We start from the raw sequence: 23,037 nt of genomic DNA on the forward strand, positions 1-23,037 counted from the left end.
GCGTTATCGGCGCAGTCAGTTTCGCTACCGCCAGCGCAGCAACCGGATGGTACTCAGGTACGTAAGGGTTGCGAGCCGGGCCGGGGGCAAAGCTGACCAGCAGGATAGCCCGAAGACAGGCAGAAAAAAGGGAAAGACTTCAGTGCTACTACCTTGGCTAATAATCATTCCATTCGTCGGCGGCTTGCTCTGCTGGCTGGCTGAGCGCCTCGGCGCGAAAACGCCGCGCTGGATAGCCCTGATCACCATGGGCCTGACGCTGGCGATTTCGCTGCAGCTCTGGCTGCAGGGCGGCTATTCACTGACGCAGGCCGCGGGTATGCCGCAGTGGCAGTCGGAGTTCTCCGCCGCCTGGATCCCGCGTTTCGGCATCAATTTCCATCTGGCGCTGGATGGCCTGTCGCTGCTGATGGTGGTGCTGACCGGCCTGCTCGGCCTGATGGCGGTGCTCTGCTCCTGGAACGAAATCGAGAAGTATCAGGGCTTTTTCCACCTTAACCTGATGTGGATTCTGGGCGGCGTTATCGGCGTCTTCCTGGCGATCGATATGTTCCTGTTCTTCTTCTTCTGGGAGATGATGCTGGTGCCGATGTACTTCCTCATCGCGCTCTGGGGACATAAGGCATCTGACGGTAAAACCCGTATCACCGCCGCCACCAAGTTCTTTATCTACACCCAGGCCTCTGGTCTGGTGATGCTGATTGCGATTCTGGCGCTGGTGTTTGTGCACTACAACGCCACCGGCGTCTGGACGTTTAACTACGAACAGCTGCTGAAGACGCCGATGTCGCATACGGTGGAATATCTGCTGATGCTGGGCTTCTTTATCGCCTTCGCGGTCAAAATGCCGGTGGTGCCGCTGCACGGCTGGCTGCCGGATGCGCACAGCCAGGCGCCGACCGCGGGTTCGGTCGACCTCGCCGGCATCCTGCTGAAAACTGCCGCCTACGGCCTGCTGCGCTTCAGCCTGCCGCTGTTTCCTAACGCCTCGGCGGAGTTCGCGCCAGTCGCTATGTGGCTGGGCATTATCGGTATCTTCTACGGCGCCTGGATGGCCTTCTCGCAGACCGATATCAAACGCCTGATCGCCTACACCTCAATTTCGCATATGGGCTTCGTGCTGATCGCCATCTACACCGGCAGCCAGCTCGCCTTCCAGGGTGCGGTGGTGCAGATGATTGCGCACGGCCTCTCTGCCGCCGCGCTCTTTATCCTGTGCGGTCAGCTCTATGAGCGTCTGCACACGCGTGATATGCGTCAGATGGGCGGCCTCTGGTCGCGCATTAAGTGGATTCCGGGCCTGTCGCTCTTCTTTGCGGTGGCGAACCTGGGGATGCCGGGCACCGGTAACTTCGCCGGCGAATTTATGATCCTGACGGGCAGTTTCCAGGTGGTGCCGGTGATTATCGTCATCGCTACCTTTGGCCTGGTGTTCGCCTCGGTCTATTCGCTGATCATGATGCAGCGCGCCTACTACGGCGAAGCGAAGTCGAAAGATCCGCTGCCGGGCATGTCGCCGCGTGAATTTACGATGATTATGGTGCTGGTGGTTCTGCTGGTGCTGCTGGGCGTTTACCCGCAGCCGATTCTGGATACTTCCCATGCCGCCATGAGCAATATTCAGCAGTGGTTTACCGCTTCAATTTCAACTACAAGGCCGTAATTCGCCATGACAATAACATTTCAACAATTGATCGCGTTGCTGCCGCTGTTGATCGTCGGATTGACGGTGGTGGTTGTGATGCTGTCCATTGCCTGGCGACGCAACCACTTTGTTAACGCCACGCTGACGGTTATCGGACTGAACCTGGCGCTGGTTTCGCTCTGGTTTGTGGCGCAGGCGGGGGCGATGGACGTAACGCCGCTGCTGCGGATTGATCCTTACGCCGTGTTCTACACCGCGCTGGTGATCCTGGCGAGTCTGGCGACCTGCACCTTTGCCTATCCCTGGCTGGCAGGTTTCCCGGACAACAAGGATGAGTTCTATCTGCTGGTGCTGATCGCCACGCTGGGCGGTATCGTGCTGGCGAGCGCTAATCATCTGGCGTCGCTGTTTATCGGCGTCGAGCTGCTGTCGCTGCCGCTGTTCGGCATGATCGGCTACGCCTTCCGCCAGAAACGCTCGCTGGAAGCGGCGCTGAAATATACCATTCTGTCAGCGGCTGCCTCCTCTTTCCTGCTGTTCGGTATCGCGCTGATCTATGCCGACTCCGGCAGCCTGAGCTTTGTGAAGCTGGGTGAGAGCCTGAACGACGCCGTGATCCAGCAGCCGCTGCTGCTGGTTGGTCTCGGCATGATGATTATAGGCCTTGGCTTTAAGCTGTCGCTGGTGCCGTTCCACCTCTGGACGCCTGACGTTTATCAGGGCGCGCCTGCGCCGGTGTCGACCTTCCTCGCCACCGCCAGCAAGATCGCCATCTTCGGCGTCATCATGCGTCTGTTTATGTACGCGCCGCTGACCGACAGCGAGGCCGTGCGCACCGTGCTGGGGCTGATCGCTTTCGTGTCGATTCTGTTCGGCAACCTGATGGCGATTTCGCAGAGCAACATCAAACGTCTGCTCGGCTACTCCTCTATCGCCCATCTTGGCTATCTGCTGGTGGCGCTGATTGCGGTGAAAACCCATCAGCTCTCGCTGGAGACCGCAGGGGTTTACCTGGCGGGCTACCTGTTCAGCAGCCTGGGCGCGTTTGGCGTGGTGAGCCTGATGTCCAGCCCGTACCGCGGTCCGGACGCCGACTCGCTCTACTCCTATCGCGGCCTGTTCTGGCATCGTCCGGTACTGTCGGCGGTGATGACGATTATGATGCTGTCGCTGGCGGGTATTCCGGCCACGCTTGGCTTTATCGGTAAGTTCTACGTGATTGCGTCGGGCGTGAATGCTCAGCTGTGGTGGCTCACCGCGGCGGTGGTGGTCGGCAGCGCCATCGGCCTCTACTACTATCTGCGCGTGACCGTCAGTCTCTACCTCAGTCCGCCAGAGCTGCATACGCGCGACACGCCGGCTAACTGGGCGCTGACCGCAGGCGGGGTAGTGGTGCTGATTTCGGCGATCCTGGTTCTGCTGCTCGGCGTTTACCCGCAGCCGCTGATCTCGCTGGTGCAGATGGCGCAGCCGCTGATGTAAACTGCGTTTACCCTTGTGAAATCAGGCCCTCGGGCCTGATTTTTTTTGTCTTCAGGAGAGCCTATGGATATCCGCTGGCAGGATCGGCATCACAGCGAACTGAGCGCGCAGCAGCTTTATGCGCTGCTGGCGCTGCGCTGCGAAGTCTTTATCGTTGAGCAGACCTGTCCCTATCTGGACGTTGACGGTCAGGATCTGGTGGCGGATAACCGTCATATTCTGGGGATGCGCGGCGAGGAGCTGGTGGCTTACGCGCGTATTCTGACGCCTGCGGATGAGGCCGCGCCGGTAGCGATCGGACGCGTGATTGTTTCCGCCAGCGCGCGCGGCCTGAATCTCGGCAACCGGCTGATGGAGCAGGCGCTGCGCAGCTGCGAGCAGCACTGGCCGTCACGCGAGATTTATCTTTCGGCGCAGGCGCACCTGCAGGGTTTCTATGGGCGTCTCGGCTTTCAGGCGGTGGGCGAGATCTATCTGGAAGACGCTATTCCGCATATTGAGATGCGCAAATAAAAACGGCGAGCCAGATGCTCGCCGTTTCTCTTTTTAGCCCACCGTCATCTGACGGTCGTCTACATATTTACGCTGATCCGCCGGCGGCGGGAAATACTGATAGAGCCAGGTTTCGCTCAGGGTTTCATCTTTGGTGCGCAGGAAGAGACGCATCTCCACCGGCGTGGTGGCGTCGCTGTCTGGATACCAGTCGAACAGGATGCGATAGCCGTTCATCGGCTCGACGAAGAGGATCTCCACCTGTTTAAAGGTGCCGGATGAGAGGGTAATTACCGGTTCGATGCCCTTTGGCGCGGCCGCTTTCAAATCGCCGCCGACGAAATCGATGGCGAAACGACGGCACCACTTCTCAGGGAAGTGCTCGCCCGGCGCCCAGCCTTCCGGGAAGCCGCCAATACCGGTACGGGTAGCGTCGACGCGCGCCAGACCGCTGCGCACCGGCGGCAGCCCGCTCCAGTAAAGCTTGTAGGAGAAGCTGAATTCGCTGCCCGCCTTCACCGGCTCGGCCGGCTGCCAGAAGCAGACGATATTATCCAGCGTTTCGCCGGTGGTCGGGATCTCCATCAGATTGATGGCGCCTTTGCCCCATTTGCCAACCGGCTCGACCCACAGGCTGGGACGTTTGTCATACCAGCCGATAACATCCTGATAGTCTTTAAAATCGTGGTTGAGCTGCAGCAGGCCAAAGCCGCGCGGGTTCTCATCCTGATAGGCGTTGAACTGCAGCTTCTGCGGGTTATTCAGCGGACGCGCGATCCACTCGCCGCTGCCGCTCCACATCGCCAGGCGATCGGAGTCGTGAATCTGCGGATGATAGGTGTTGCACATGCGGCGCTCGTTGGTGCCGCAGCTGAACATGCTGGTCATCGGCGCGATGCCGAGCTGGCGGATATCTTTGCGCGCGTAGAGATGGTTTTCCACCTCCATTACCACGCGGCTCGCCTCGCAGTGGATGGTGAACTTATAGGCACCGGTGAGGCTGGCACCATCCAGCAGGGCGTAGGCAACAAAGGTGGTGTCGTCCGCTTTCGGCGTTTCGAACCAGAATGCGGTGAAGTCAGGAAACTCTTCGCCGCCGTTGCTGAAGGTGTTGACCGCCACGCCACGCGCGGAGAGGCCATACTGATAGGTATCGTCCACGGCGCGGAAGTAGCTCGCCCCAAGGAAAGAGACGATATCGCGGCGCGCCAGCTCTGGTTTTTTAAAGGCGCGGAAGCCGGCAAAGCCGAGATCGTTTTTGCCCACCAGCTGCTGGGTATCCACCTTCGCGTTATTGTAGTTAAACAGTTCAGGACGGAAGTGAATCTCACGCGCCTCGCGGCTGTCGGCGTCGACGGAGAACATGCGGATGCGGCGCTTAAAGCCCATGCCGACGTGGAAAAACTGTACGTCGAGCTGACGATCGGGGATGTTGTTCCACAGCGAGTGACCGGCGTCGTACTGAATTTCGTTGTACGCCTGCGGCGTCAGCGTTGCCAGCGTCTCCGGCAGCGCGCCTGGCGCGCCGCCCCAGGGCTGTTTCGCCAGCGCGGCGGCTTTCTTTTTCAGTACATCGAAATCGAAGCGCACGGCGGCACCGTCTGCAATGCCATCTTCTGCCCAGGCGGATTGCGCAAACAGCGTGGACAGGCCGGTCATGCCGCTGACGGCGGAGAAGGCCATTGACGCTTTCATAAACATTCTTCGATTCATGCCAGAAATTATTCCTTAGCGTTCGAGTGTGTTGTGACTGTCCTGCTCTGCGCGCAGGTGATGAAAAAGCGCAGATAACAGCAGGGTACGACAGTCGGCCAGGTGAAAAATTCAGTCCGCCTTAAATTTATCAGATTAATCAAGAAGGCCGAGGAATTTCGTCTCAGGTCACGCCAGAGGAAACTCAGGGGAATCCTGGATAAACCATCCTGCAAACGGCGATTTAACCGCTATAGTTAAAAGACTGCTTTGTAAATGACACGGAGGAAATGATGGTAAAAGAGACAGAAGCTTTTGACACCAATCTGGATGATGATTTGGCGCTGCTGACTGAGACGCTGGAAGAGGTGTTGAAGTCGTCAGGCGATCCGACCGATCAGAAATATATCGAGCTGAAAACCAAAGCGGAGCAGGCGCTGGAAGATGTAAAAGCACGCGTCAGCCAGGCCTCCGACAGCTACTACTATCGCGCAAAAAATGTCGCTTACCGCGCCGATGATTACGTGCATGAGAAGCCCTGGCAGGGTATCGGTATCGGCGCAGCCGCCGGTCTGGTGCTTGGTCTGCTGCTGGCGCGTCGCTAATCGGTCGCCACTGAAAACGGCGGGGCTCTCCCGCCGTTTGTTTTCTCCCTCTTTGCGTTATCCCCGCTTTGTTCTTCTCCCCATGCTGACTGCCCGCTGACGCGAAAAGCGCACTATTGAGTTGAGTTTACCCAGCGCGCTTCCTACAGTAGATCGACGGACAAAAGGAGATGAACACGTGATAAGAGTCGAGATGCTGTCTACCGGGGATGAGGTGCTGCACGGCCAAATCGTCGATACCAACGCCGCCTGGCTGGCGGATTTGCTGTTTCAGCACGGTCTGCCGATGACCAGCCGCACCACGGTCGGCGACTCCCTGTCGTCGCTGGTGGAGACACTGCAGGCGCGCAGTCAGGTAGCGGATGTGCTGATCGTTAACGGCGGCCTCGGGCCGACCAGCGACGATCTCAGCGCGCTGGCGGCGGCAAAAGCCAGCGGCGTCGAGCTGGTGCTGCATCAGGCGTGGCTGGACAATATCGAGGCGTGGTTCGCCAGCCGCGGCCGCGTAATGGCGCCGAGCAACCGCAAGCAGGCGGAGATCCCCGCCAATGCCGAGATGCTGGATAATCCGGTTGGCACCGCCTGCGGCTTTGCGCTGCGGCTGAATCGCTGCTGGATCTTCTTTACGCCCGGCGTCCCCTCTGAATTCAAGGTGATGGCAGAGCAGCAGATTCTGCCGCGCCTTAAACAGCAGTTCGACCTGCCTGAACCGCCGCTCTGTTTGCGTCTTACTACCTTCGGCCGCGGCGAGAGCGATATCGCCGCCGAGCTGGAGCCGCTGGCGCTGCCGGAAGGGGTGGTGATGGGCTATCGCTCATCAATGCCGATTATCGAGATCAAGCTTACCGGCCCGGCCAGCCAGCGCGTGGCGATGGAGCAGGTCTGGCAGCAGGTGCGCCTGCTGCTGGCGGAGTGCACCATTTTTGAGGGCACCGAGGGGTTACCGGCGCTGCTGGCGCGAGAGCTAAAGGATCGCGGCTTCCGTCTGGCGCTTAGCGAGCAGTACACCGCAGGCTTGCTGCACTGGCAGCTGGCGGCGGCAGAGGTGCCGCTGAGCGCGGCGGAGATCCTCCCGGCGCACGCAGAGGGGCTGGAGCAGCAGGTACAGCGCACGCGGGCGCTGGCGGCGCACCAGGGCACGGTGCTGGCGCTGTCGACCGGCGCGCTGGAAGAGGGCGAAGTGTCGCTGGCGCTGCATACGCCGGAAGCGAGCTGGGGACAGCGGGTGAAGTTTACCCACGGGCGTCACAATCTGGAGACGCGGCAGAAGGTGGTGGCGATGATGGCGATGAATATGCTGCGCCGCTGGCTGCACGGCAGCGAGGTCAGCACCGGCCACGGCTGGATTGATGTGCTGGAGTCGGTGAAGCTGTAAAACAGGGTAGCGGAGGCGTCTGTCGCTTCGTGAGCCCACGCGGAAGGCAGGAAGCGATCGCAAAGACGCAAAAAGCGGCATCCATGCCAGCTCGGCCCGCGCCATCCCTGGCGCGGGACGCTTTGCTCTTCGCTTCCTGCCTTCCGCGTTTTGACTATTGCGTGGTCTGTGAGAGCAAAGAAGCCAGCTACAGCTCGATTTCAATCTCACCTTTCGCCAGACAGCAGCAGGGCAGAATCTCACCCTGCTGCACAAACGCCAGCGGCGTTTCGGCATAGTGAACTTCACCTTTTAGCAGGCGCGTGCGGCAGGAGCCGCAGTAGCCTTCCCGACACTGAAACTCCACGCACAGGTTGTGCGCTTCCAGCGTCGTCAGCAGGTTAGGGTGATGCTCTGCGCACTCCAGCCGCTGGCCGGAGCTGCGCAGGATAACAACGGCACGGCTCATGGTTACAGCTGGAAGTCGTTAAAGTCGTCTTCGCCCACTTCCGAGTCGATCTGACCCACCAGATAGGAGCTTACTTCCACTTCCTGCGGCGCAACCTGCACGTTGTCCGACACCAGCCAGGAGTTGATCCACGGAATCGGGTTAGAGCGCGTCTGGAACGGCAGATCCAGACCCACGGCCTGCATACGGATATTGGTGATGTACTCAATGTACTGGCAGAGAATGTCTTTGTTCAGGCCGATCATCGAACCGCCGCTGAACAGATATTCCGCCCACTCTTTCTCCTGCTCGGCCGCCTTCTTGAACAGCTCAAAACATTCGTCGCGGCACTCGGCGGCGATCTCTTTCATCTCTGGATCGTCTTCACCGGTGCGCATCAGGTTCAGCATATGCTGGGTGCCGGTCAGGTGCAGCGCCTCGTCGCGCGCAATCAGACGAATGATTTTCGCGTTACCTTCCATCAGCTCGCGCTCGGCGAAGGCGAAAGAGCAGGCGAAGCTGACGTAGAAGCGAATCGCTTCCAGCGCGTTAACGCTCATCAGGCAGATATAGAGCTGCTTTTTCAGGGCGCGCAGGTTCACGGTCACGCTTTTGCCGTTAACCTGATGGGTGCCTTCGCCCAGCAGATGCCAGTAGTTGGTCATCTCGATCAGATCGTCGTAGTACTTAGAGATATCCTGCGCGCGCGCGAGGATCTGCTCGTTGGTGACGATATCATCGAACACCAGCGACGGGTCGTTGACGATATTGCGGATGATATGGGTGTAAGAGCGCGAGTGGATAGTCTCGGAAAACGCCCAGGTCTCGACCCAGGTTTCCAGCTCGGGGATCGAAATCAGCGGCAGCAGCGCGACGTTCGGGCTGCGGCCCTGAATGGAGTCGAGCAGGGTTTGGTATTTCAGGTTGCTGATAAAGATGTGCTTCTCATGCTCCGGCAGCGCCTGATAGTCGATGCGGTCGCGCGAGACGTCAACCTCTTCCGGGCGCCAGAAAAAGGAGAGCTGTTTTTCAATCAGCTTTTCGAAAATGTCATATTTCTGCTGGTCGAAGCGCGCCACGTTGACGGACTGACCAAAGAACATCGGCTCTTTTAGCTGATCGTTTTTATTCTGTGAGAACGTAGTGTAAGCCATACAAACTGTCCAAATGTAGACGGGGCGCAGCGCGGCCCCGTGAAATAACGCAGGCGGGAGACGCGCTCCCGCCCAACCTTAAATCTTACAGGCGCCGCTTTCGCAACCGTCATCCTGGATAGACGGCGCCAGATCGTCCTGCGCGTCTTCCGCACCGTCGCGGGTGTTTTGATAGTAGAGCGTTTTCACGCCGAACTTATACGCGGTCAGCAGATCTTTCAGCAGCTGCTTCATCGGCACCTTGCCGTTGGCGAAGCGCGACGGATCGTAGTTGGTGTTTGACGAGATCGCCTGATCGATAAACTTCTGCATGACGCCGACCAGCTGCAGATAACCGTCGTTGGACGGCATTTCCCACAGCAGCTCGTACTGATCTTTCAGACGCTCATACTCCGGCACCACCTGACGCAGAATGCCATCTTTCGAGGCTTTGATGCTGATATGGCCGCGCGGCGGCTCAATGCCGTTGGTGGCGTTGGAGATCTGCGACGAGGTCTCAGACGGCATCAGCGCAGAGAGCGTTGAGTTGCGCAGGCCGTGGGTTTTGATCGACTCACGCAGGCTGTCCCAGTCCAGGTGCAGCGGCTCGTTGCAGATGCTGTCGAGATCCTTTTTATAGGTATCGATCGGCATAATGCCCTGCGAATAGGTGGTTTCGTTGAACCACGGGCAGGCGCCTTGCTCTTTCGCCAGCTCGTTCGAGGCTTTCAGCAGGTAGTACTGAATCGCTTCGAAGGTTTTGTGCGTCAGGTTGTTGGCGCTGCCGTCGGAGTAGCGCACGCCGTTCTTCGCCAGGTAATAAGCGAAGTTAATGACGCCGATGCCCAGGGTACGACGACCCATCGCGCCGCGTTTGGCGGCCGGAATCGGGTAGTCCTGATAGTCGAGCAGGGCGTCGAGCGCGCGTACCGCCAGGGTCGCCAGCTCTTCCAGATCGTCCAGGCTGTCGATGGCGCCGAGGTTGAACGCCGACAGCGTACAGAGGGCGATTTCGCCGTTCTCGTCGTTGACGTCTTCCAGCGGTTTGGTCGGCAGCGCAATCTCCAGGCAGAGGTTAGACTGGCGCACCGGCGCGATGCTGGCGTCGAACGGGCTGTGGGTGTTGCAGTGGTCGACGTTCTGAATGTAGATACGGCCGGTAGAGGCGCGCTCCTGCATCATCAGCGAGAAGAGATCGACCGCTTTCACCCGCTGCTTGCGGATGCTGCTGTCCTGCTCATATTTGGTGTAGAGGCGCTCAAACTCCTCCTGATCGGCGAAGAACGCGTCGTAGAGGCCAGGCACGTCGGACGGGCTGAACAGGGTAATCTCTTCGCCCTTCAGCAGACGCTGATACATAAGCTTGTTGATCTGCACGCCGTAGTCCATGTGACGCACGCGGTTGCCTTCAACGCCGCGGTTGTTTTTCAGCACCAGCAGGCTTTCCACTTCCAGATGCCACATCGGGTAGAACAGCGTCGCCGCGCCGCCGCGAACGCCGCCCTGCGAGCAGGATTTCACCGCGGTCTGGAAGTGCTTGTAGAACGGAATACAGCCGGTATGGAACGCTTCACCGCCGCGGATCGGGCTGCCCAGCGCGCGAATGCGGCCGGCGTTGATGCCGATACCGGCGCGCTGGGAAACATACTTCACGATGGCGCTGGAGGTGGCGTTGATGGAGTCGAGGCTGTCGCCGCACTCGATCAGCACGCAGGAGCTGAACTGGCGCGTCGGGGTGCGCACGCCGGACATGATCGGCGTCGGCAGCGAAATTTTAAAGGTCGAAATCGCGTCGTAGAAGCGTTTGATATAGTCCATACGCGTGTCGCGCGGGTAGCCGGAGAAGAGGCAGGCAGCGACCAGGATATAGAGGAACTGCGCGCTCTCATAGATATCGCCGGTGACGCGGTTCTGCGCCAGATATTTGCCTTCCAGCTGCTTGACCGCCGCGTAGGAGAAGTTCATATCGCGCCAGTGGTCGATAAAGCCGTCCATCTGCTCAAACTCTTCAACCGTGTAGTCTTGCAGCAGGTGAGGGTCATATTTACCCATCTCCACCATGCGCACGACCTGATCGTACAGCTTCGGCGGCTCGAACTGACCGTACGCTTTTTTACGCAGGTGGAAGATCGCCAGGCGGGCAGCCAGATATTGATAGTCCGGCGCGTCGCGTGAGATCAGGTCTGCTGCGGCCTTGATGATGGTTTCATGAATGTCAGAGGTTCTGATGCCATCGTAGAACTGGATATGGGAGCGCAGTTCAACCTGGGAGACAGAGACGTTATTCAGCCCTTCAGCGGCCCAGTCGAGTACCCGGTGAATTTTATCGAGATCAATGCGTTCCTGGCGGCCATCGCGTTTAGTAACGAGCAGACTTTGATTCATGTCGCGTTATACCATCCGTAAGTGAAAAAGAGTCCCCTGTTTATTCACAGGGTTATTCAATGTGAATAATTCTGTGGATAAACACTATATGTTGGGGGTTGGAAGAGAATGAGTAACAATATGGAGGTTATTCTAGTGACCTGTGGCCAGATAACAAGACAGAAAAATGATGGCTATGGGGCTTGCGTTTTGTGGGAAATTTCTTAACCCCGCGACTTATAAGGCCCGATGGCGTGTCAACTGCCAGAGTAAAAAATTCGAGATTTTGATCGACCGCTGATTTTTCGCACATCGCTGGGTTTTTTCCCGACAACCGTCTAGCGACGAAGCGGCAGAGAGTGAAAAAGCGTGACGGGGAGAGAGCAGGCGCGCAATCGCCTTGCGCGCCGGCGGGTTACTTTTTAACGTGGCGGGTGTGCACCATATAGTTCACGTCGACGCCGCGGCCGAGGCGAAACTTGTTGGTCAGCGGGTTGTAGTGCAGGCCGGTAATATGCTGCTCGCGCAGCGGGGTTTCGTCGACCCAGCCCAGCAGTTCAGAAGGGCGGATAAACTTCTTCACGTCGTGGGTGCCGCGCGGCACCATGCGCAGCACATATTCCGCGCCGAACACCGCCATCAGCCAGGCTTTCGGGTTGCGGTTGATAGTTGAGAAGAACACTTCGCCGCCTGGCTTCACCAGACGCGCGCAGGCGTGTACCACTGAACGCGGATCGGGGACGTGCTCCAGCATCTCCATACAGGTCACCACGTCATACTGGCCGGCAAACGCCTCGGCGTGATCTTCCACCGTCTGCTGCACGTAGTCGAGCGTCACCCCCTGTTCCAGCGCGTGCAGGCGCGCCACCTGCAGCGGCTCGGCACCCATATCGAGACCGGTGACCTCTGCGCCTTCGCGCGCCATGCTTTCCGCCAGGATGCCCCCGCCGCAGCCGACGTCCAGCACTTTTTTGCCGAACAGACCGTTGCTGTGCTGCGCGATAAAGCCCAGTCGCAGCGGGTTGATGCGGTGCAGAGGCTTGAATTCGCCCTCCAGATCCCACCAGCGCGAGGCTACCGCCTCAAACTTAGCGATTTCCTGCGCATCGACGTTGGGCTGCGTTTCCTGCGGTTGTGCATTCATTGAATCATTACTCCAGAAAAAATGTTGACTGAGTATAAACGCTTATTGCTTTCGGGGGCACCTTTCCGGCGCGACGAAAAGCGCGTGAAAACGGTGGTTAACGTTCACCAGCGGGCTGGTGTGTGATATACTTTCGCACCTTTAAAATCCGGGCATATGTAGAGGGAATGCGGCTCCATGAGCGACCTTGCAAGAGAAATAACACCGGTCAATATCGAAGAAGAGTTAAAAAGCTCCTATCTCGATTACGCCATGTCGGTCATCGTTGGCCGAGCCTTACCCGATGTTCGTGACGGCCTGAAGCCGGTCCACCGCCGCGTGCTCTACGCGATGAGCGAACTGGGTAACGACTGGAACAAACCCTATAAGAAATCCGCCCGTGTGGTCGGTGACGTTATCGGTAAATATCACCCGCACGGGGATTCCGCCGTTTACGACACCATCGTCCGCATGGCTCAGCCTTTCTCCCTGCGTTACATGCTGGTGGACGGACAGGGCAACTTCGGTTCCGTCGACGGCGACTCCGCCGCGGCGATGCGTTATACCGAAGTGCGCATGTCGCGTATCGCACACGATCTGCTGGCAGACCTGGAAAAAGAGACCGTCGACTTTGTGCCGAACTATGACGGCACCGAGCAGATCCCTGAAGTGCTGCCGACCAAAATCCCTAATCTGCTGGTGAACGGCTCCTCCGGCATCGCGGTAGGGATGGCGACCAATATTCCGCCGCACAACCTCACGGAAGTGATCAACGGCTGCCTCGCCTATATCGACGACGAAGATATCAGCGTCGAAGGATTGATGGAGCACATTCCTGGGCCCGATTTCCCGACCGCCGCCATCATCAACGGCCGTCGCGGCATTGAAGAGGCGTATCGCACCGGGCGCGGCAAGATCTATATCCGCGCGCGCGGCGAAGTGGAAACCGATGCGAAAACCGGCCGTGAAACCATCGTGGTGCATGAAATTCCCTATCAGGTGAACAAAGCGCGCCTGATTGAGAAAATCGCTGAGCTGGTGAAAGAGAAGCGCGTTGAAGGCATCAGCGCGCTGCGCGACGAGTCGGATAAAGACGGCATGCGCATCGTGATCGAAGTGAAGCGCGATGCGGTCGGCGAAGTGGTGCTCAACAACCTCTACTCGCTGACGCAGCTGCAGGTCTCGTTCGGTATCAACATGGTGGCGCTGCATCAGGGCCAGCCGAAGATCATGACGCTGAAGGAGATCCTTGAAGCCTTTGTCCGTCATCGTCGCGAAGTAGTGACGCGCCGCACGATTTTCGAACTGCGTAAAGCGCGCGATCGTGCGCATATCCTTGAAGGTCTGGCGATCGCGCTGGCCAACATCGATCCGATTATCGAGCTGATCCGCCGTGCGCCGAACCCGGCCGAAGCGAAAGCGGGCCTGATCGCGCAGGCGTGGGATCTGGGCAACGTTGCCGCCATGCTGGAGCGCGCGGGCGATGACGCCGCGCGTCCGGAGTGGCTGGACGACGAGTTCGGCATCCGCGACGGTCGCTACTACCTGACCGAACAGCAGGCGCAGGCGATCCTCGACTTACGTCTGCAGAAGCTCACCGGACTTGAGCATGAAAAACTGCTCGACGAGTACAAAGAGCTGCTGGAGCAGATCGCCGAGCTGCTCAATATCCTGATGAACGCTGAACGTCTGATGGAAGTGATCCGTGAAGAGCTGATCGCCATGCGCGACCAGTTCGGTGACGAACGCCGCACCGAGATCACCGCCAACAGCGCTGACATCAACATTGAAGATCTGATCAACCAGCAGGATGTGGTGGTCACGCTGTCGCATCAGGGCTATGTGAAATATCAGCCGCTCTCTGACTATGAAGCGCAGCGTCGCGGTGGCAAAGGCAAGTCGGCCGCGCGCACGAAAGATGAGGACTTCATCGATCGTCTGCTGGTGGCCAACACCCACGACACCATCCTCTGCTTCTCCAGCCGTGGCCGTCTCTACTGGATGAAGGTCTACCAGCTGCCGGAAGCGAGCCGCGGGGCGCGCGGTCGTCCGATCGTCAACCTGCTGCCGCTGCAGCCTGACGAACGCATCACCGCGATCCTGCCGGTGCGCGAATATACCGAAGGCTTCAACATCTTTATGGCGACCGCCAGCGGCACCGTGAAGAAAACGGCGCTGCAGGAGTTCAGTCGTCCGCGCAGCGCGGGCATCATCGCGGTTAACCTGCGCGAAGATGACGAGCTGATCGGCGTGGCGCTGACCAACGGCAACGACGAGGCGATGCTCTTCTCTGCCGGCGGTAAAGTTGTGCGCTTCGCAGAGAGCGCCGTTCGCGCCATGGGCCGTACCGCCTCGGGCGTGCGCGGCATCAAGCTGGCGGAAGGGGATCGCGTGGTCTCGCTGATTGTGCCGCGCGAAGAGGGCGCCATTCTTACCGTGACGCAAAACGGCTACGGCAAGCGTACCGCGATTAGCGAGTACCCGACCCGTTCGCGCGCTACCCAGGGCGTTATCTCCATCAAGGTCACCGAACGTAACGGTCCGGTGATTGGCGCGGTGCAGGTGGTCGACAGCGATCAGATTATGATGATCACCGATGCCGGCACCCTGGTGCGTACCCGCGTCTCTGAGGTCAGCATCGTCGGCCGTAACACCCAGGGCGTTATCCTGATCCGCACCGCGGAAGATGAGAACGTTGTGGGTCTGCAGCGCGTAGCTGAACCGGTGGAAGAGGAAGAGCTCGACGCCATCGACGGCAGCGTAGCGGAAGGCGAGGACGATATCGCGCCGGAAGCGGAAACTGACGACGATGCGCCGGAAGCGGACGAAGAAGAGTAACGCTTCGCGCTTACGCCGCCAGGGAAGGCGGCACTGAATTTTACGGCAGGAAAGGGCGACCCGACCTGCCGTTGCTTTTTGTGGCGCAGCACCTTAAACGCAGATGCCGACTGGCTTTTCTTCCCTGATAAAGCTAGTGTAATGAGCATTCTGAAGCCAGCCCGTTATTAACCTTGCCGTAGTGAGTTTCCCTTGAAATATCTGGTCTCTTTCCGAACCACGCTGCGCATCTCGCGCTACCTGTTCCGTGCGCTGGCGCTGCTGCTCTGGACGCTGGGCGCGGTGCTGACCACGTTCTTTATCATCAGCGTGCTGCATGAAAAAGAGACCAGCGTGCGGCAAGAGTTCGCCAGCAACTACGGCCAGGCAGAATGGTATGTGCGTCACTCCGCCGACGTGATGCGCGAACTGAAGTACATCACTGAAAACCGCCTGACCAGCGCCAGCAGCGGCCTCGATATGATCAACGGCGTGCTGCCGGGCAAGTCGACGCTGCCGCAGTTTACGCCGCTCTTCTCCGACGGCGACTGCTCCTCAATGAGCAACACCTGGCGCAACTCGCTCGACTCCCTCAGCTACTACATCAACTACTGGAAAAGCAACTTCGCCTCTACCTACGAGCTGAACCGCGTCTTTTTTATCGGCGGCGAAAGCCAGTGTCTGGCGGACTTCACCATCGGCAGCGGCAATGTAGACCGCGAACGCAGCCTGAAGATGCTGCGCGAGCGGGTGTTACGCTACCGCAACGGCAACGACGAAGAGCGCCGCAATCCCATCTACTGGGTCAACGCCAGCGCGCAGCCCGGCGTCGGCACCTTTTATATGATGGTGCCGGTTTATGTCGCCAATAAGCTGCAGGCGCTGCTGGGCGTCGAGCAAAATATCCGGCTGGACGAGTTTATTCAGCCCGGCAGCCTGCCGGTGGTGGCCACCATCGTCGACGAGAATTACCGTCCGCTGCTGACGTCGCGCCGCGGCGGCGTCGGCTTCTCGCTTAACGATCTGTCGGACGACCCCAGCTGGTTTGGCTACCTCGACGGCTATCGCCAGCTGGTGCTGAAAAAGCCCTTACCGCCCTCTGATTTAAACGTGGTGTGGTCGGTGTCAACCCGGGTGCTGGTCGATCAGCTCAAGCTGATGATTATCAACGCGCTGCTGCTCAACCTGCTCAGCGCGATTGTGCTCTTCACCCTGGCCTGGCTGTTTGAGCGCCGAATGTTTCTGCCGGCCGAAGAGAATGCGCACCGGCTGGAGGAGCATGAACAGTTCAACCGCAAAATCGTCGCCTCGGCGCCGGTGGGCATCTGCATCCTGCGCACCCGCGACGGCACCAATATCCTCAGCAACGAGCTGGCGCACAACTATCTGACGCTGCTGACGCAGGAAGATCGCCAGCGGCTCAATGAAATTATCGGTACCCAGCAGGTTAACTTTGTTGACGTGCTGACCGGCAGCAACACCAACCTGCAGATCAGCTTCGTTCACTCGCGCTACCGCAACGAAAACGTGGCGATCTGCGTGCTGGTGGACGTCTCCGCGCGCGTGCGCATGGAGCAGTCGCTGCAGGAGATGGCGCAGGCGGCGGAGCAGGCGAGCCAGTCGAAGTCGATGTTCCTCGCCACCGTCAGCCACGAGCTGCGCACGCCGCTCTACGGCATTATCGGCAACCTCGATCTGCTGCAGACCAAGCAGCTGCCAAAAGAGGTCGATTCGCTGGTGACGGCGATGAATAACTCATCGAGCCTGCTGCTGAAGATCATCAGCGACATTCTCGACTTCTCCAAGATTGAGTCGGAGCAGCTGAAGATTGAGCCGCGTCCCTTCTCGCCGCGCGAAGTCCTTAGCCATATCGCCGGCAACTACCTCTCGCTGGTGATGAAAAAGCGGCTGACGCTCTACTGCTTTATCGAGCATGACGTGCCGCTGGCGCTGGATGGCGACCCGCTGCGGCTGCAGCAGGTGATCTCCAACCTGCTTAACAATGCCATCAAATTCACCCATACCGGCTGCATTATCCTGCACGCCTATGTGAAAGAGGGCTATCTGGCGTTCCGCATTCGCGATACCGGCGTCGGCATTCCCGGCAAAGAGGTTACGCGGCTGTTCGATCCTTTCTTCCAGGTGGGCAACGGCGTGCAGCGCAACTTCCAGGGCACCGGCCTGGGCCTGGCCATCTGCGAAAAGCTGACCAATATGATGGACGGCGATATCGAAGTGGACTCCGAGCCTGGCATGGGCAGCCAGTTTATCGTGCGTATTCCGATCTATAACGGCCAGCATCCTGCGGTGCCGCTGCTCGACGGGCTGCACGAAAAAACCCTGTGGATCGATATGCGCAACGACTATCTCGCCAGCTTTATCGAGCGCGACCTGCAGCAGCAGGGCATCGCCATCCTGCCCTATAACGGCAAAGGCGGCAGCGACGACGTGCTGATCACCGACTATGAGCCGGAAGGGGAGACGACGCTGCGCGCGGTAATTATCTTTAGCGGCGCCCATATCGATATGCCGCGCGAAATCGCGCCGGGACGCTGGCTGCACAGCACGGCGACGCCGCACGAGCTGCCGAGCCTGCTGGCGCGCATCTACCGCATCGCCATTCAGAGCGACACGGCGACCAACCTCGCGCTCTCTGCGCCAGCGGAAGAGGTCATCGGCAACGATGACATTATGATCCTGATTGTTGACGATCATCCTATTAACCGCATGCTGCTGTCGGAGCAGCTCGGCACCCTGGGCTATCAGGTTAAAACCGCCCAGGACGGCGTCGACGCGCTCAACGTTATCAGCCGCAGCGAAATCGACATTGTGCTGAGCGACGTTAATATGCCGAATATGGATGGCTACCGGCTGACGCAGCGGCTGCGCCAGCTCGGCCACGTTTTCCCGGTCATCGGCGTCACCGCCAACGCGCTGGCGGAAGAGAAGCAGCGCTGTATGGAAGCCGGCATGGATAACTGCCTGTCGAAGCCGGTTACGCTGGACGTGCTGAAAACTACGCTGGCGGTCTACGCGGAGCGGGTGAGAAAAGCGCGGGAAGGTTAGGGAGAGGTCAGTATGCTGAGGCAGAAAACCAGACGGCGCCTGAGCGCCGTCTGTACAACGCGTTAGTCTTTGTCGATCTGGGTTGCGCTGACGGAGGAGAGGTAGTTCAGCAGGGCGATATCGTTATCTACGCCCAGCTTCATCATCGCCGATTTCTTCTGGCTGCTGATGGTTTTGATGCTGCGGTTCAGTTTCTTGGCGATCTCCGTCACCAGGAAGCCTTCAGCGAACAGGTGCAGCACTTCGCTCTCTTTCGGCGACAGGCGTTTGTCGCCATAGCCGCCGGCGCTGATCTTCTCCAGCAGCTTCGCTACGCTTTCCGGCGTGTACTTCTTGCCTTTTTGCAGCGCGGCCAGTGCTTTTGGCAGATCGGTCGGCGCGCCCTGTTTCAGCACGATACCTTCGATATCGAGATCCAGCACGGCGCTCAGGATTGCCGGGTTGTTGTTCATGGTGAGAACAATAATCGACAGGTCCGGATAGTGACGTTTGATATATTTGATCAGCGTGATGCCGTCGCCATATTTCTCGCCGGGCATGGAGAGATCGGTGATCAGGACGTTGGCGTCAAGCTTTGACAGGCTGTTAATCAGTGCTGTTGAGTCTTCGAACTCACCTACAACGTTGACCCACTCAATTTGTTCCAGAGATTTTCGGATACCGAAAAGAACAATTGGATGGTCATCGGCAATAATTACATTTAAGTTATTCATCTTATTGGTTACCTTGCTGCAGCAGTTCATTGACGTAAGCGTCGATGTCACTGGTGGTATTTGTAATGTTTGAATCGTCACATGCTTTGATGTGCAGTTCCAACTCTTCACAAAGCTGTTTGCCTGGCGTCAGGTTAAGCATGGCAAACACGCCTTTCAGGCGATGCGCTGTCTGAGCAAGCATGGCGTAGTCCTTTTCCGCCGACTCAGTATACAGTCTCTTTACATCAGGCGGTACTGTCTCGGTAAACAGCTGGAAGTAGCCGCCGCTGAGCAGCGGGGTCAGTTCCTCGTCTTCTGTAATCTCATCCATGGAATCATGGGCCAGCTGTTGTTCAATCAGGGCCAGCAGCGCATCCTGTAGCGCGTTGCTGAGATTGAAGTTGACCCGGTATTGCCGATCGTTTAGCGCGTGGTGACCCAGCTCATCCTCCGCCAGCAGCAGCGCCCAGCCGCTTAGCTTGTTGGGGTCGTCGGTCACCAGCACGTCATGTTCCTGGCCTGACAGCCGCTCTTCGGGCGACAGGCAGCGTGCGCCCCAGTTCTCCAGATGGCGGCAGACGATTTTATAGACATCCTCTACCTCGATCTCCATAAGCGCCGTCACGCCGTCCAGCAGCTTCTCCTCTTCCTCTTCCGGCCGCGGCTCTACCGCCAGCGGAAGCTGGATGCTGTAGCGCGTGCCGATATCGGCTTTAGCGATAATCTCCAGGCTACCGCCCATCTGCTTGCAGAGCTGCTTGCAGAGGAAAAAGGCCATGCCGGAGGCCTGACCGTAGCGATCCTGGCTGGTTTCGCCGAGGAACGGGAAGTCGGCGTTGGCCAGCTCATCGACGGTCAGACCCGCGCCGGTATCCACCAGCTCAATCAGCAGACGCTCCGGCCGCGCCTCGTCGGCGCTTACCGTCAGGGAGATCTTGCCCCAGCGCGTGGTGGTCAGCGCATAGTGCATCAGCGTGGCGAGCACCTTACGCAGCGCGCGGCGGTCGCCAAAGCGCTGCTCGTCATTAGGCTGCAGGTTGTTCACCACCAGCGACAGCCCCTTGCGGCGCATCAGCGGCAGGCTTTCCAGGGCGATCTCGTCCAGCAGCTCCTGCAGGTTGAAAACGCTGGCGTCTGGCGACCAGTCGTGCGCCTCAAGGCGGTTAAGCAGCACGATATCGTCCACCAGCCGCGCCAGGCCCTGACTTTCGTCCAGCAGGTCGAGCACGGTTTCATCTTCGTCGCGCTGGCTCAGCTGCACCAGCTGCGCCACCACCTTCTCCAGCGGACGGTTAAGGGCGTGACCCAGATTTTGCAGCAGCTGCTGACGCATCTGATGGTTGCGATCCAGCACCTGCTGCGCTTTCTGCAGCTTTTTATTCACCAGCAGCTCGCGATCCTGATCGCGCATCAAAAACAGCTGGGTATGGGGTGACAGCACGCTGCGCGCGTGGCGGATCTCATACACTTCATTGTTGATGGTCGCCTGCAGCACGCCCTGATGCTGGTCGGACATATTAATAATTTTTTGCAGGTTAAGGTGCGGCAAAAGATGTTCTGCAATCTTATTGCTGAGGATGGTGCGGTTGCTGGCGAAGTCATACACCAGCAGGCCGACCGGCAGGCTGGCGACAATCTCTTCATTCAGCACGCGCAGCGAGTCAAGCTCCGCGCTCTGGTTCTCGCTCGGGCGCAGCGACTGCTGGCGCAGCAGCGTCATTCCGGTAAAGGAGAGCAGAAACAGCAGCAGGTTAACCAGCAGCGGCCAGAGCAGGTTATGCAGCGTATCGATCATCAGGCTGGTGATCGGCACGCGATAGACCAGCTGCAGCGGCGTGCTCGGCAGGGTGGCGGCAATCTCCAGGTCAGGATTGACCATCGCGATCTGCGTGCTTTCGCCCTCTGTCTGATCGTTAGCAGCAGGCAGCGCAGCGTCCTGACGCAGCTGGAAGTTTTCGATCGGCATGTTCTGCGGCGTCAGGTCGTTGATCGGCAGATCGAAGGCGACCACCGTTGCCAGATGGCCCGGCTGATTAAAGGTGGTGCGCAGCGTAAAGTAGTGGTCGTTCTGAAAGGCGAAGTGGCGCAGCGGCGAGAAGCTTTCCCGCTCGTCCAGCGCATTGGCCTGCTGCAGCATTTCGGCGCGACGGCCATCCACCAGCGAACTGATGGCGCTCTCTTTATAGCGCGTCGCCATATCCTTCAGCGGCAGCGTGGAGATCATAATCAGGCTGTTGTCCTGACCGTTGAGAAAATACATCGACCAGGTCGGATTTTCCGCGCCCCACAGGGTATCCAGATAGCTCGACATGCGCATGGTCATATCGAGCGTGCTGCTGTCGTGCGAGCCAAAGATCAGCGCTTCGGTTTTGCGCCGGGTTTTTTCCAGATAGTAGACGTCAGGACGCAGCCGCGTCTCCTGCAGGCTGCTGTTCGGCGAGCTTCCCGCCGCGCTGGTGGCGAGATTTTCATAAATTTGCCAGGTGGCGAAGCGATAGGCGTCGATACGCTTTTGCGTCGCGCGCGCCAGATCGGCCATGGCATAGCGTTTCTCGGTCAGCCAGGTGTTGACCGAGTTGTGAACCATAAAGCCCAGCGCCAGCAGCAGCACCAGATTGAAAATCACAAAAAAGCGAGTGACATTGCCGGATGTCACTGGAAACTTAAAGGGCAACATAGCGTGTCAGGCACCTGAAATCATCGCGCAACCAGTCGGGCACTGGCGGCCACAGCCAGCAGCAGCAGCGCGATAAGCAGAAAGGCACCGCTGAGGCTCAGCCATTGAGAAATAAATCCGATTAAGGCCGGACCTGAGAGAATACCCGCATATCCCAGCGTTGTCATGGCGGAAATCCCCAGATTCGAGGGCATATCCCGTTGATTCCCGACAGCATTGAATAACATCGGCACCGTATTGGATAAACCGAAGCCCACCAGTAGAAAAGCGAGCAGCGCCATCTGCGGCCAGGGCAGGTAAACCGCCAGCGCCAGACCAGCCGACGCGGTCAGCGCGCCCGTCAGCATCACCGGGAAACGGCCGAAACGGTCAATGATCCGGTCGCCGGTCAGGCGGCCGATGGTCATCGCCACCGAAAAGACCGCATAGCCAAGGCCGGCGTGCGCGGTCGACATCTCAGGGCTCTGCAGCAGCAGCAGCGCGCCCCAGTCGAGCACCGCCCCTTCGGCGAGAAACAGAATAAAGCAGAGCAAACCGAGAAAGGCGACAAAGCCGCGCGGCATCACCAGCCAGGGCTGATCGGGCTGATGCAGGCGCTCGCGCATCAGCGTTGGCAGACTCGCCGCCAGCAGCAGCGCCATCAGAAGCAGTACCAGCGCCACCGACGCCAGCGGCGACAGGCCGACGCTGAGCAGCAGGCTGACTGCGCCCGCGCCCAGAATGCCGCCGAGGCTAAAGAAGCCGTGGAAACCGGACATCATCGGCTTGCTGGCCGCTTTCTCCACCTCAACCGCCTGCACGTTCATCGCCACGTCGAGCATGCCCAGCCCGGCACCGAAAATTATCAGCGTCGCAGCCATGCTTCCTGTGGTCTCCAGCGTCGCCAGCAGCGGCAGCGTCGCCAGCGTTACCAGCGTCGAGCCGAAGATAACGCGACGGCAGCCGAAGCGGCCCACCAGCGCGCCGGTAACCGGCATCGCCGCCAGCGAACCCATGCCCAGGCAGAGCAGCAGCGCACCCAGCGATGCGCCGCTCAGCGCCAGCCGCTGGCTGGCGAACGGCACCAGCGGCGCCCAGGAGGACATGCCAAGACCGGCAATAAGAAAAACGAGGCGTGTCCCCAGACTGACACGGCTGTGAAGTTTCCTGGGTGGTGCAGCGTCCAGTGCGGTCATAGTCATATTCGTGAGTGTCAAAGCGACGAAGTGTAGCATCAAAGCCGCAGCCGCATGCGCTACCCGAAAGGGCAGGGCGGCGATAAGCCGGCGTGAAAGCCGCCATTTTAACGACTTTTAGCCTGCCGCTAAACTTTTCCAGAACTTTCCTGGCCTCTCGCGACAGGCTGATAGCCTTAATGTCGCTTTACAGGCCGGCGCGCTACGCGGTTAACCCGCCTGAAACATCGCTGGCCTGACCCGGCGCTTGCTCTCTGCGGCATTAAGTC

General features: G+C 59.0%; 15 protein-coding genes. 7 read left to right on the top strand and 8 right to left on the bottom strand.

The window, feature by feature from the left end; genetic code table 11:
- The first annotated feature begins 142 nt into the window (after nt 1-142).
- The 3 genes from nuoM to LB453_RS08695 all read left to right on the top strand — a co-directional run bounded on the left by nuoM (nt 143) and on the right by LB453_RS08695 (nt 3,640).
- Nucleotides 143-1,663 (top strand): NADH-quinone oxidoreductase subunit M, encoded by a 1,521-nt coding sequence (gene nuoM, locus LB453_RS08685; protein ID WP_103794148.1) that lies wholly within the window; start codon nt 143-145, stop codon nt 1,661-1,663.
- Between the two features lie 6 nt (nt 1,664-1,669).
- A complete protein-coding gene (gene nuoN, locus LB453_RS08690; RefSeq protein ID WP_103794147.1) occupies nt 1,670-3,127 on the top strand; it encodes an NADH-quinone oxidoreductase subunit NuoN in 1,458 nt (485 codons plus the stop codon).
- 63 nt (nt 3,128-3,190) lie between these two features.
- Nucleotides 3,191-3,640, top strand: a complete 450-nt coding sequence (locus tag LB453_RS08695; protein WP_103794146.1) for a GNAT family N-acetyltransferase — start codon at nt 3,191-3,193, stop codon at nt 3,638-3,640.
- A 33-nt stretch (nt 3,641-3,673) separates the two neighbouring features.
- On the opposite strand, the gene LB453_RS08700 is transcribed toward LB453_RS08695, so the two are convergent.
- A complete protein-coding gene (locus LB453_RS08700; RefSeq protein ID WP_224481689.1) occupies nt 3,674-5,332 on the bottom strand; it encodes a glucan biosynthesis protein D in 1,659 nt (552 codons plus the stop codon).
- A gap of 272 nt (nt 5,333-5,604) precedes the next feature.
- Between LB453_RS08700 and elaB the strand changes: the two genes are divergently transcribed.
- Nucleotides 5,605-5,916: a stress response protein ElaB gene (elaB, locus tag LB453_RS08705; RefSeq protein ID WP_103794144.1), complete on the top strand. Its 312-nt coding sequence runs from the start codon at nt 5,605-5,607 to the stop codon at nt 5,914-5,916.
- A 178-nt stretch (nt 5,917-6,094) separates the two neighbouring features.
- Nucleotides 6,095-7,291 (top strand): nicotinamide mononucleotide deamidase-related protein YfaY, encoded by a 1,197-nt coding sequence (locus tag LB453_RS08710; protein WP_103794143.1) that lies wholly within the window; start codon nt 6,095-6,097, stop codon nt 7,289-7,291.
- A 187-nt stretch (nt 7,292-7,478) separates the two neighbouring features.
- Here the strand turns inward: LB453_RS08710 and yfaE are convergent, their stop codons facing one another.
- The 4 genes from yfaE to ubiG form a co-directional block, all read right to left on the bottom strand.
- Nucleotides 7,479-7,739, bottom strand: coding sequence for a class I ribonucleotide reductase maintenance protein YfaE (yfaE, locus tag LB453_RS08715; RefSeq protein ID WP_081140402.1), 261 nt, complete (start codon nt 7,737-7,739; stop codon nt 7,479-7,481).
- 2 nt (nt 7,740-7,741) lie between these two features.
- Complete coding sequence (gene nrdB, locus LB453_RS08720; RefSeq protein ID WP_103794142.1) at nt 7,742-8,872, bottom strand: class Ia ribonucleoside-diphosphate reductase subunit beta; 1,131 nt, start codon at nt 8,870-8,872, stop codon at nt 7,742-7,744.
- 78 nt (nt 8,873-8,950) lie between these two features.
- Entirely contained in the window at nt 8,951-11,236 is a 2,286-nt protein-coding gene (gene nrdA, locus LB453_RS08725) for a class 1a ribonucleoside-diphosphate reductase subunit alpha (protein WP_103794141.1), read from the bottom strand.
- A 394-nt stretch (nt 11,237-11,630) separates the two neighbouring features.
- On the bottom strand, nt 11,631-12,359 hold the full coding sequence (gene ubiG / locus LB453_RS08730; protein ID WP_103794140.1) for a bifunctional 2-polyprenyl-6-hydroxyphenol methylase/3-demethylubiquinol 3-O-methyltransferase UbiG: 729 nt from the start codon (nt 12,357-12,359) through the stop codon (nt 11,631-11,633).
- Between the two features lie 177 nt (nt 12,360-12,536).
- Between ubiG and gyrA the strand changes: the two genes are divergently transcribed.
- A complete protein-coding gene (gyrA, locus tag LB453_RS08735) occupies nt 12,537-15,176 on the top strand; it encodes a DNA topoisomerase (ATP-hydrolyzing) subunit A (RefSeq protein ID WP_103794139.1) in 2,640 nt (879 codons plus the stop codon).
- Between the two features lie 192 nt (nt 15,177-15,368).
- Nucleotides 15,369-18,221: a two-component system sensor histidine kinase RcsC gene (gene rcsC, locus LB453_RS08740; RefSeq protein ID WP_103794138.1), complete on the top strand. Its 2,853-nt coding sequence runs from the start codon at nt 15,369-15,371 to the stop codon at nt 18,219-18,221.
- A 62-nt stretch (nt 18,222-18,283) separates the two neighbouring features.
- On the opposite strand, the gene rcsB is transcribed toward rcsC, so the two are convergent.
- The 3 genes from rcsB to LB453_RS08755 are packed head-to-tail and all read right to left on the bottom strand — an operon-like array spanning nt 18,284 to nt 22,768.
- Nucleotides 18,284-18,934 (bottom strand): response regulator transcription factor RcsB, encoded by a 651-nt coding sequence (gene rcsB / locus LB453_RS08745; RefSeq protein ID WP_224481690.1) that lies wholly within the window; start codon nt 18,932-18,934, stop codon nt 18,284-18,286.
- A 1-nt stretch (nt 18,935) separates the two neighbouring features.
- Nucleotides 18,936-21,590 carry a phosphotransferase RcsD gene (gene rcsD, locus LB453_RS08750; RefSeq protein WP_103794441.1) on the bottom strand — a complete coding sequence of 885 codons (2,655 nt, stop codon included), beginning with the start codon at nt 21,588-21,590 and terminating at the stop codon, nt 18,936-18,938.
- Between the two features lie 23 nt (nt 21,591-21,613).
- Entirely contained in the window at nt 21,614-22,768 is a 1,155-nt protein-coding gene (locus LB453_RS08755) for an MFS transporter (protein ID WP_224481691.1), read from the bottom strand.
- Nucleotides 22,769-23,037 lie beyond the last annotated feature (269 nt).

The sequence above is a fragment of the Pantoea agglomerans genome (assembly GCF_020149765.1).
Lineage (GTDB): Bacteria > Pseudomonadota > Gammaproteobacteria > Enterobacterales > Enterobacteriaceae > Pantoea > Pantoea alvi.

What these genes read in the sequence shown, in the direction of transcription:
- yfaE (WP_081140402.1), bottom strand. Translation starts at nt 7,739, where the DNA reads ATGAGCCGTGCCGTTGTTATCCTGCGCAGCTCCGGCCAGCGGCTGGAG.
- nrdA (WP_103794141.1), bottom strand. Translation starts at nt 11,236, where the DNA reads ATGAATCAAAGTCTGCTCGTTACTAAACGCGATGGCCGCCAGGAACGC.
- LB453_RS08700 (WP_224481689.1), bottom strand. Translation starts at nt 5,332, where the DNA reads ATGAATCGAAGAATGTTTATGAAAGCGTCAATGGCCTTCTCCGCCGTC.
- gyrA (WP_103794139.1), top strand. Translation starts at nt 12,537, where the DNA reads ATGAGCGACCTTGCAAGAGAAATAACACCGGTCAATATCGAAGAAGAG.
- ubiG (WP_103794140.1), bottom strand. Translation starts at nt 12,359, where the DNA reads ATGAATGCACAACCGCAGGAAACGCAGCCCAACGTCGATGCGCAGGAA.
- nuoN (WP_103794147.1), top strand. Translation starts at nt 1,670, where the DNA reads ATGACAATAACATTTCAACAATTGATCGCGTTGCTGCCGCTGTTGATC.
- rcsB (WP_224481690.1), bottom strand. Translation starts at nt 18,934, where the DNA reads ATGAATAACTTAAATGTAATTATTGCCGATGACCATCCAATTGTTCTT.
- elaB (WP_103794144.1), top strand. Translation starts at nt 5,605, where the DNA reads ATGGTAAAAGAGACAGAAGCTTTTGACACCAATCTGGATGATGATTTG.
- LB453_RS08695 (WP_103794146.1), top strand. Translation starts at nt 3,191, where the DNA reads ATGGATATCCGCTGGCAGGATCGGCATCACAGCGAACTGAGCGCGCAG.
- nrdB (WP_103794142.1), bottom strand. Translation starts at nt 8,872, where the DNA reads ATGGCTTACACTACGTTCTCACAGAATAAAAACGATCAGCTAAAAGAG.
- LB453_RS08755 (WP_224481691.1), bottom strand. Translation starts at nt 22,768, where the DNA reads ATGACCGCACTGGACGCTGCACCACCCAGGAAACTTCACAGCCGTGTC.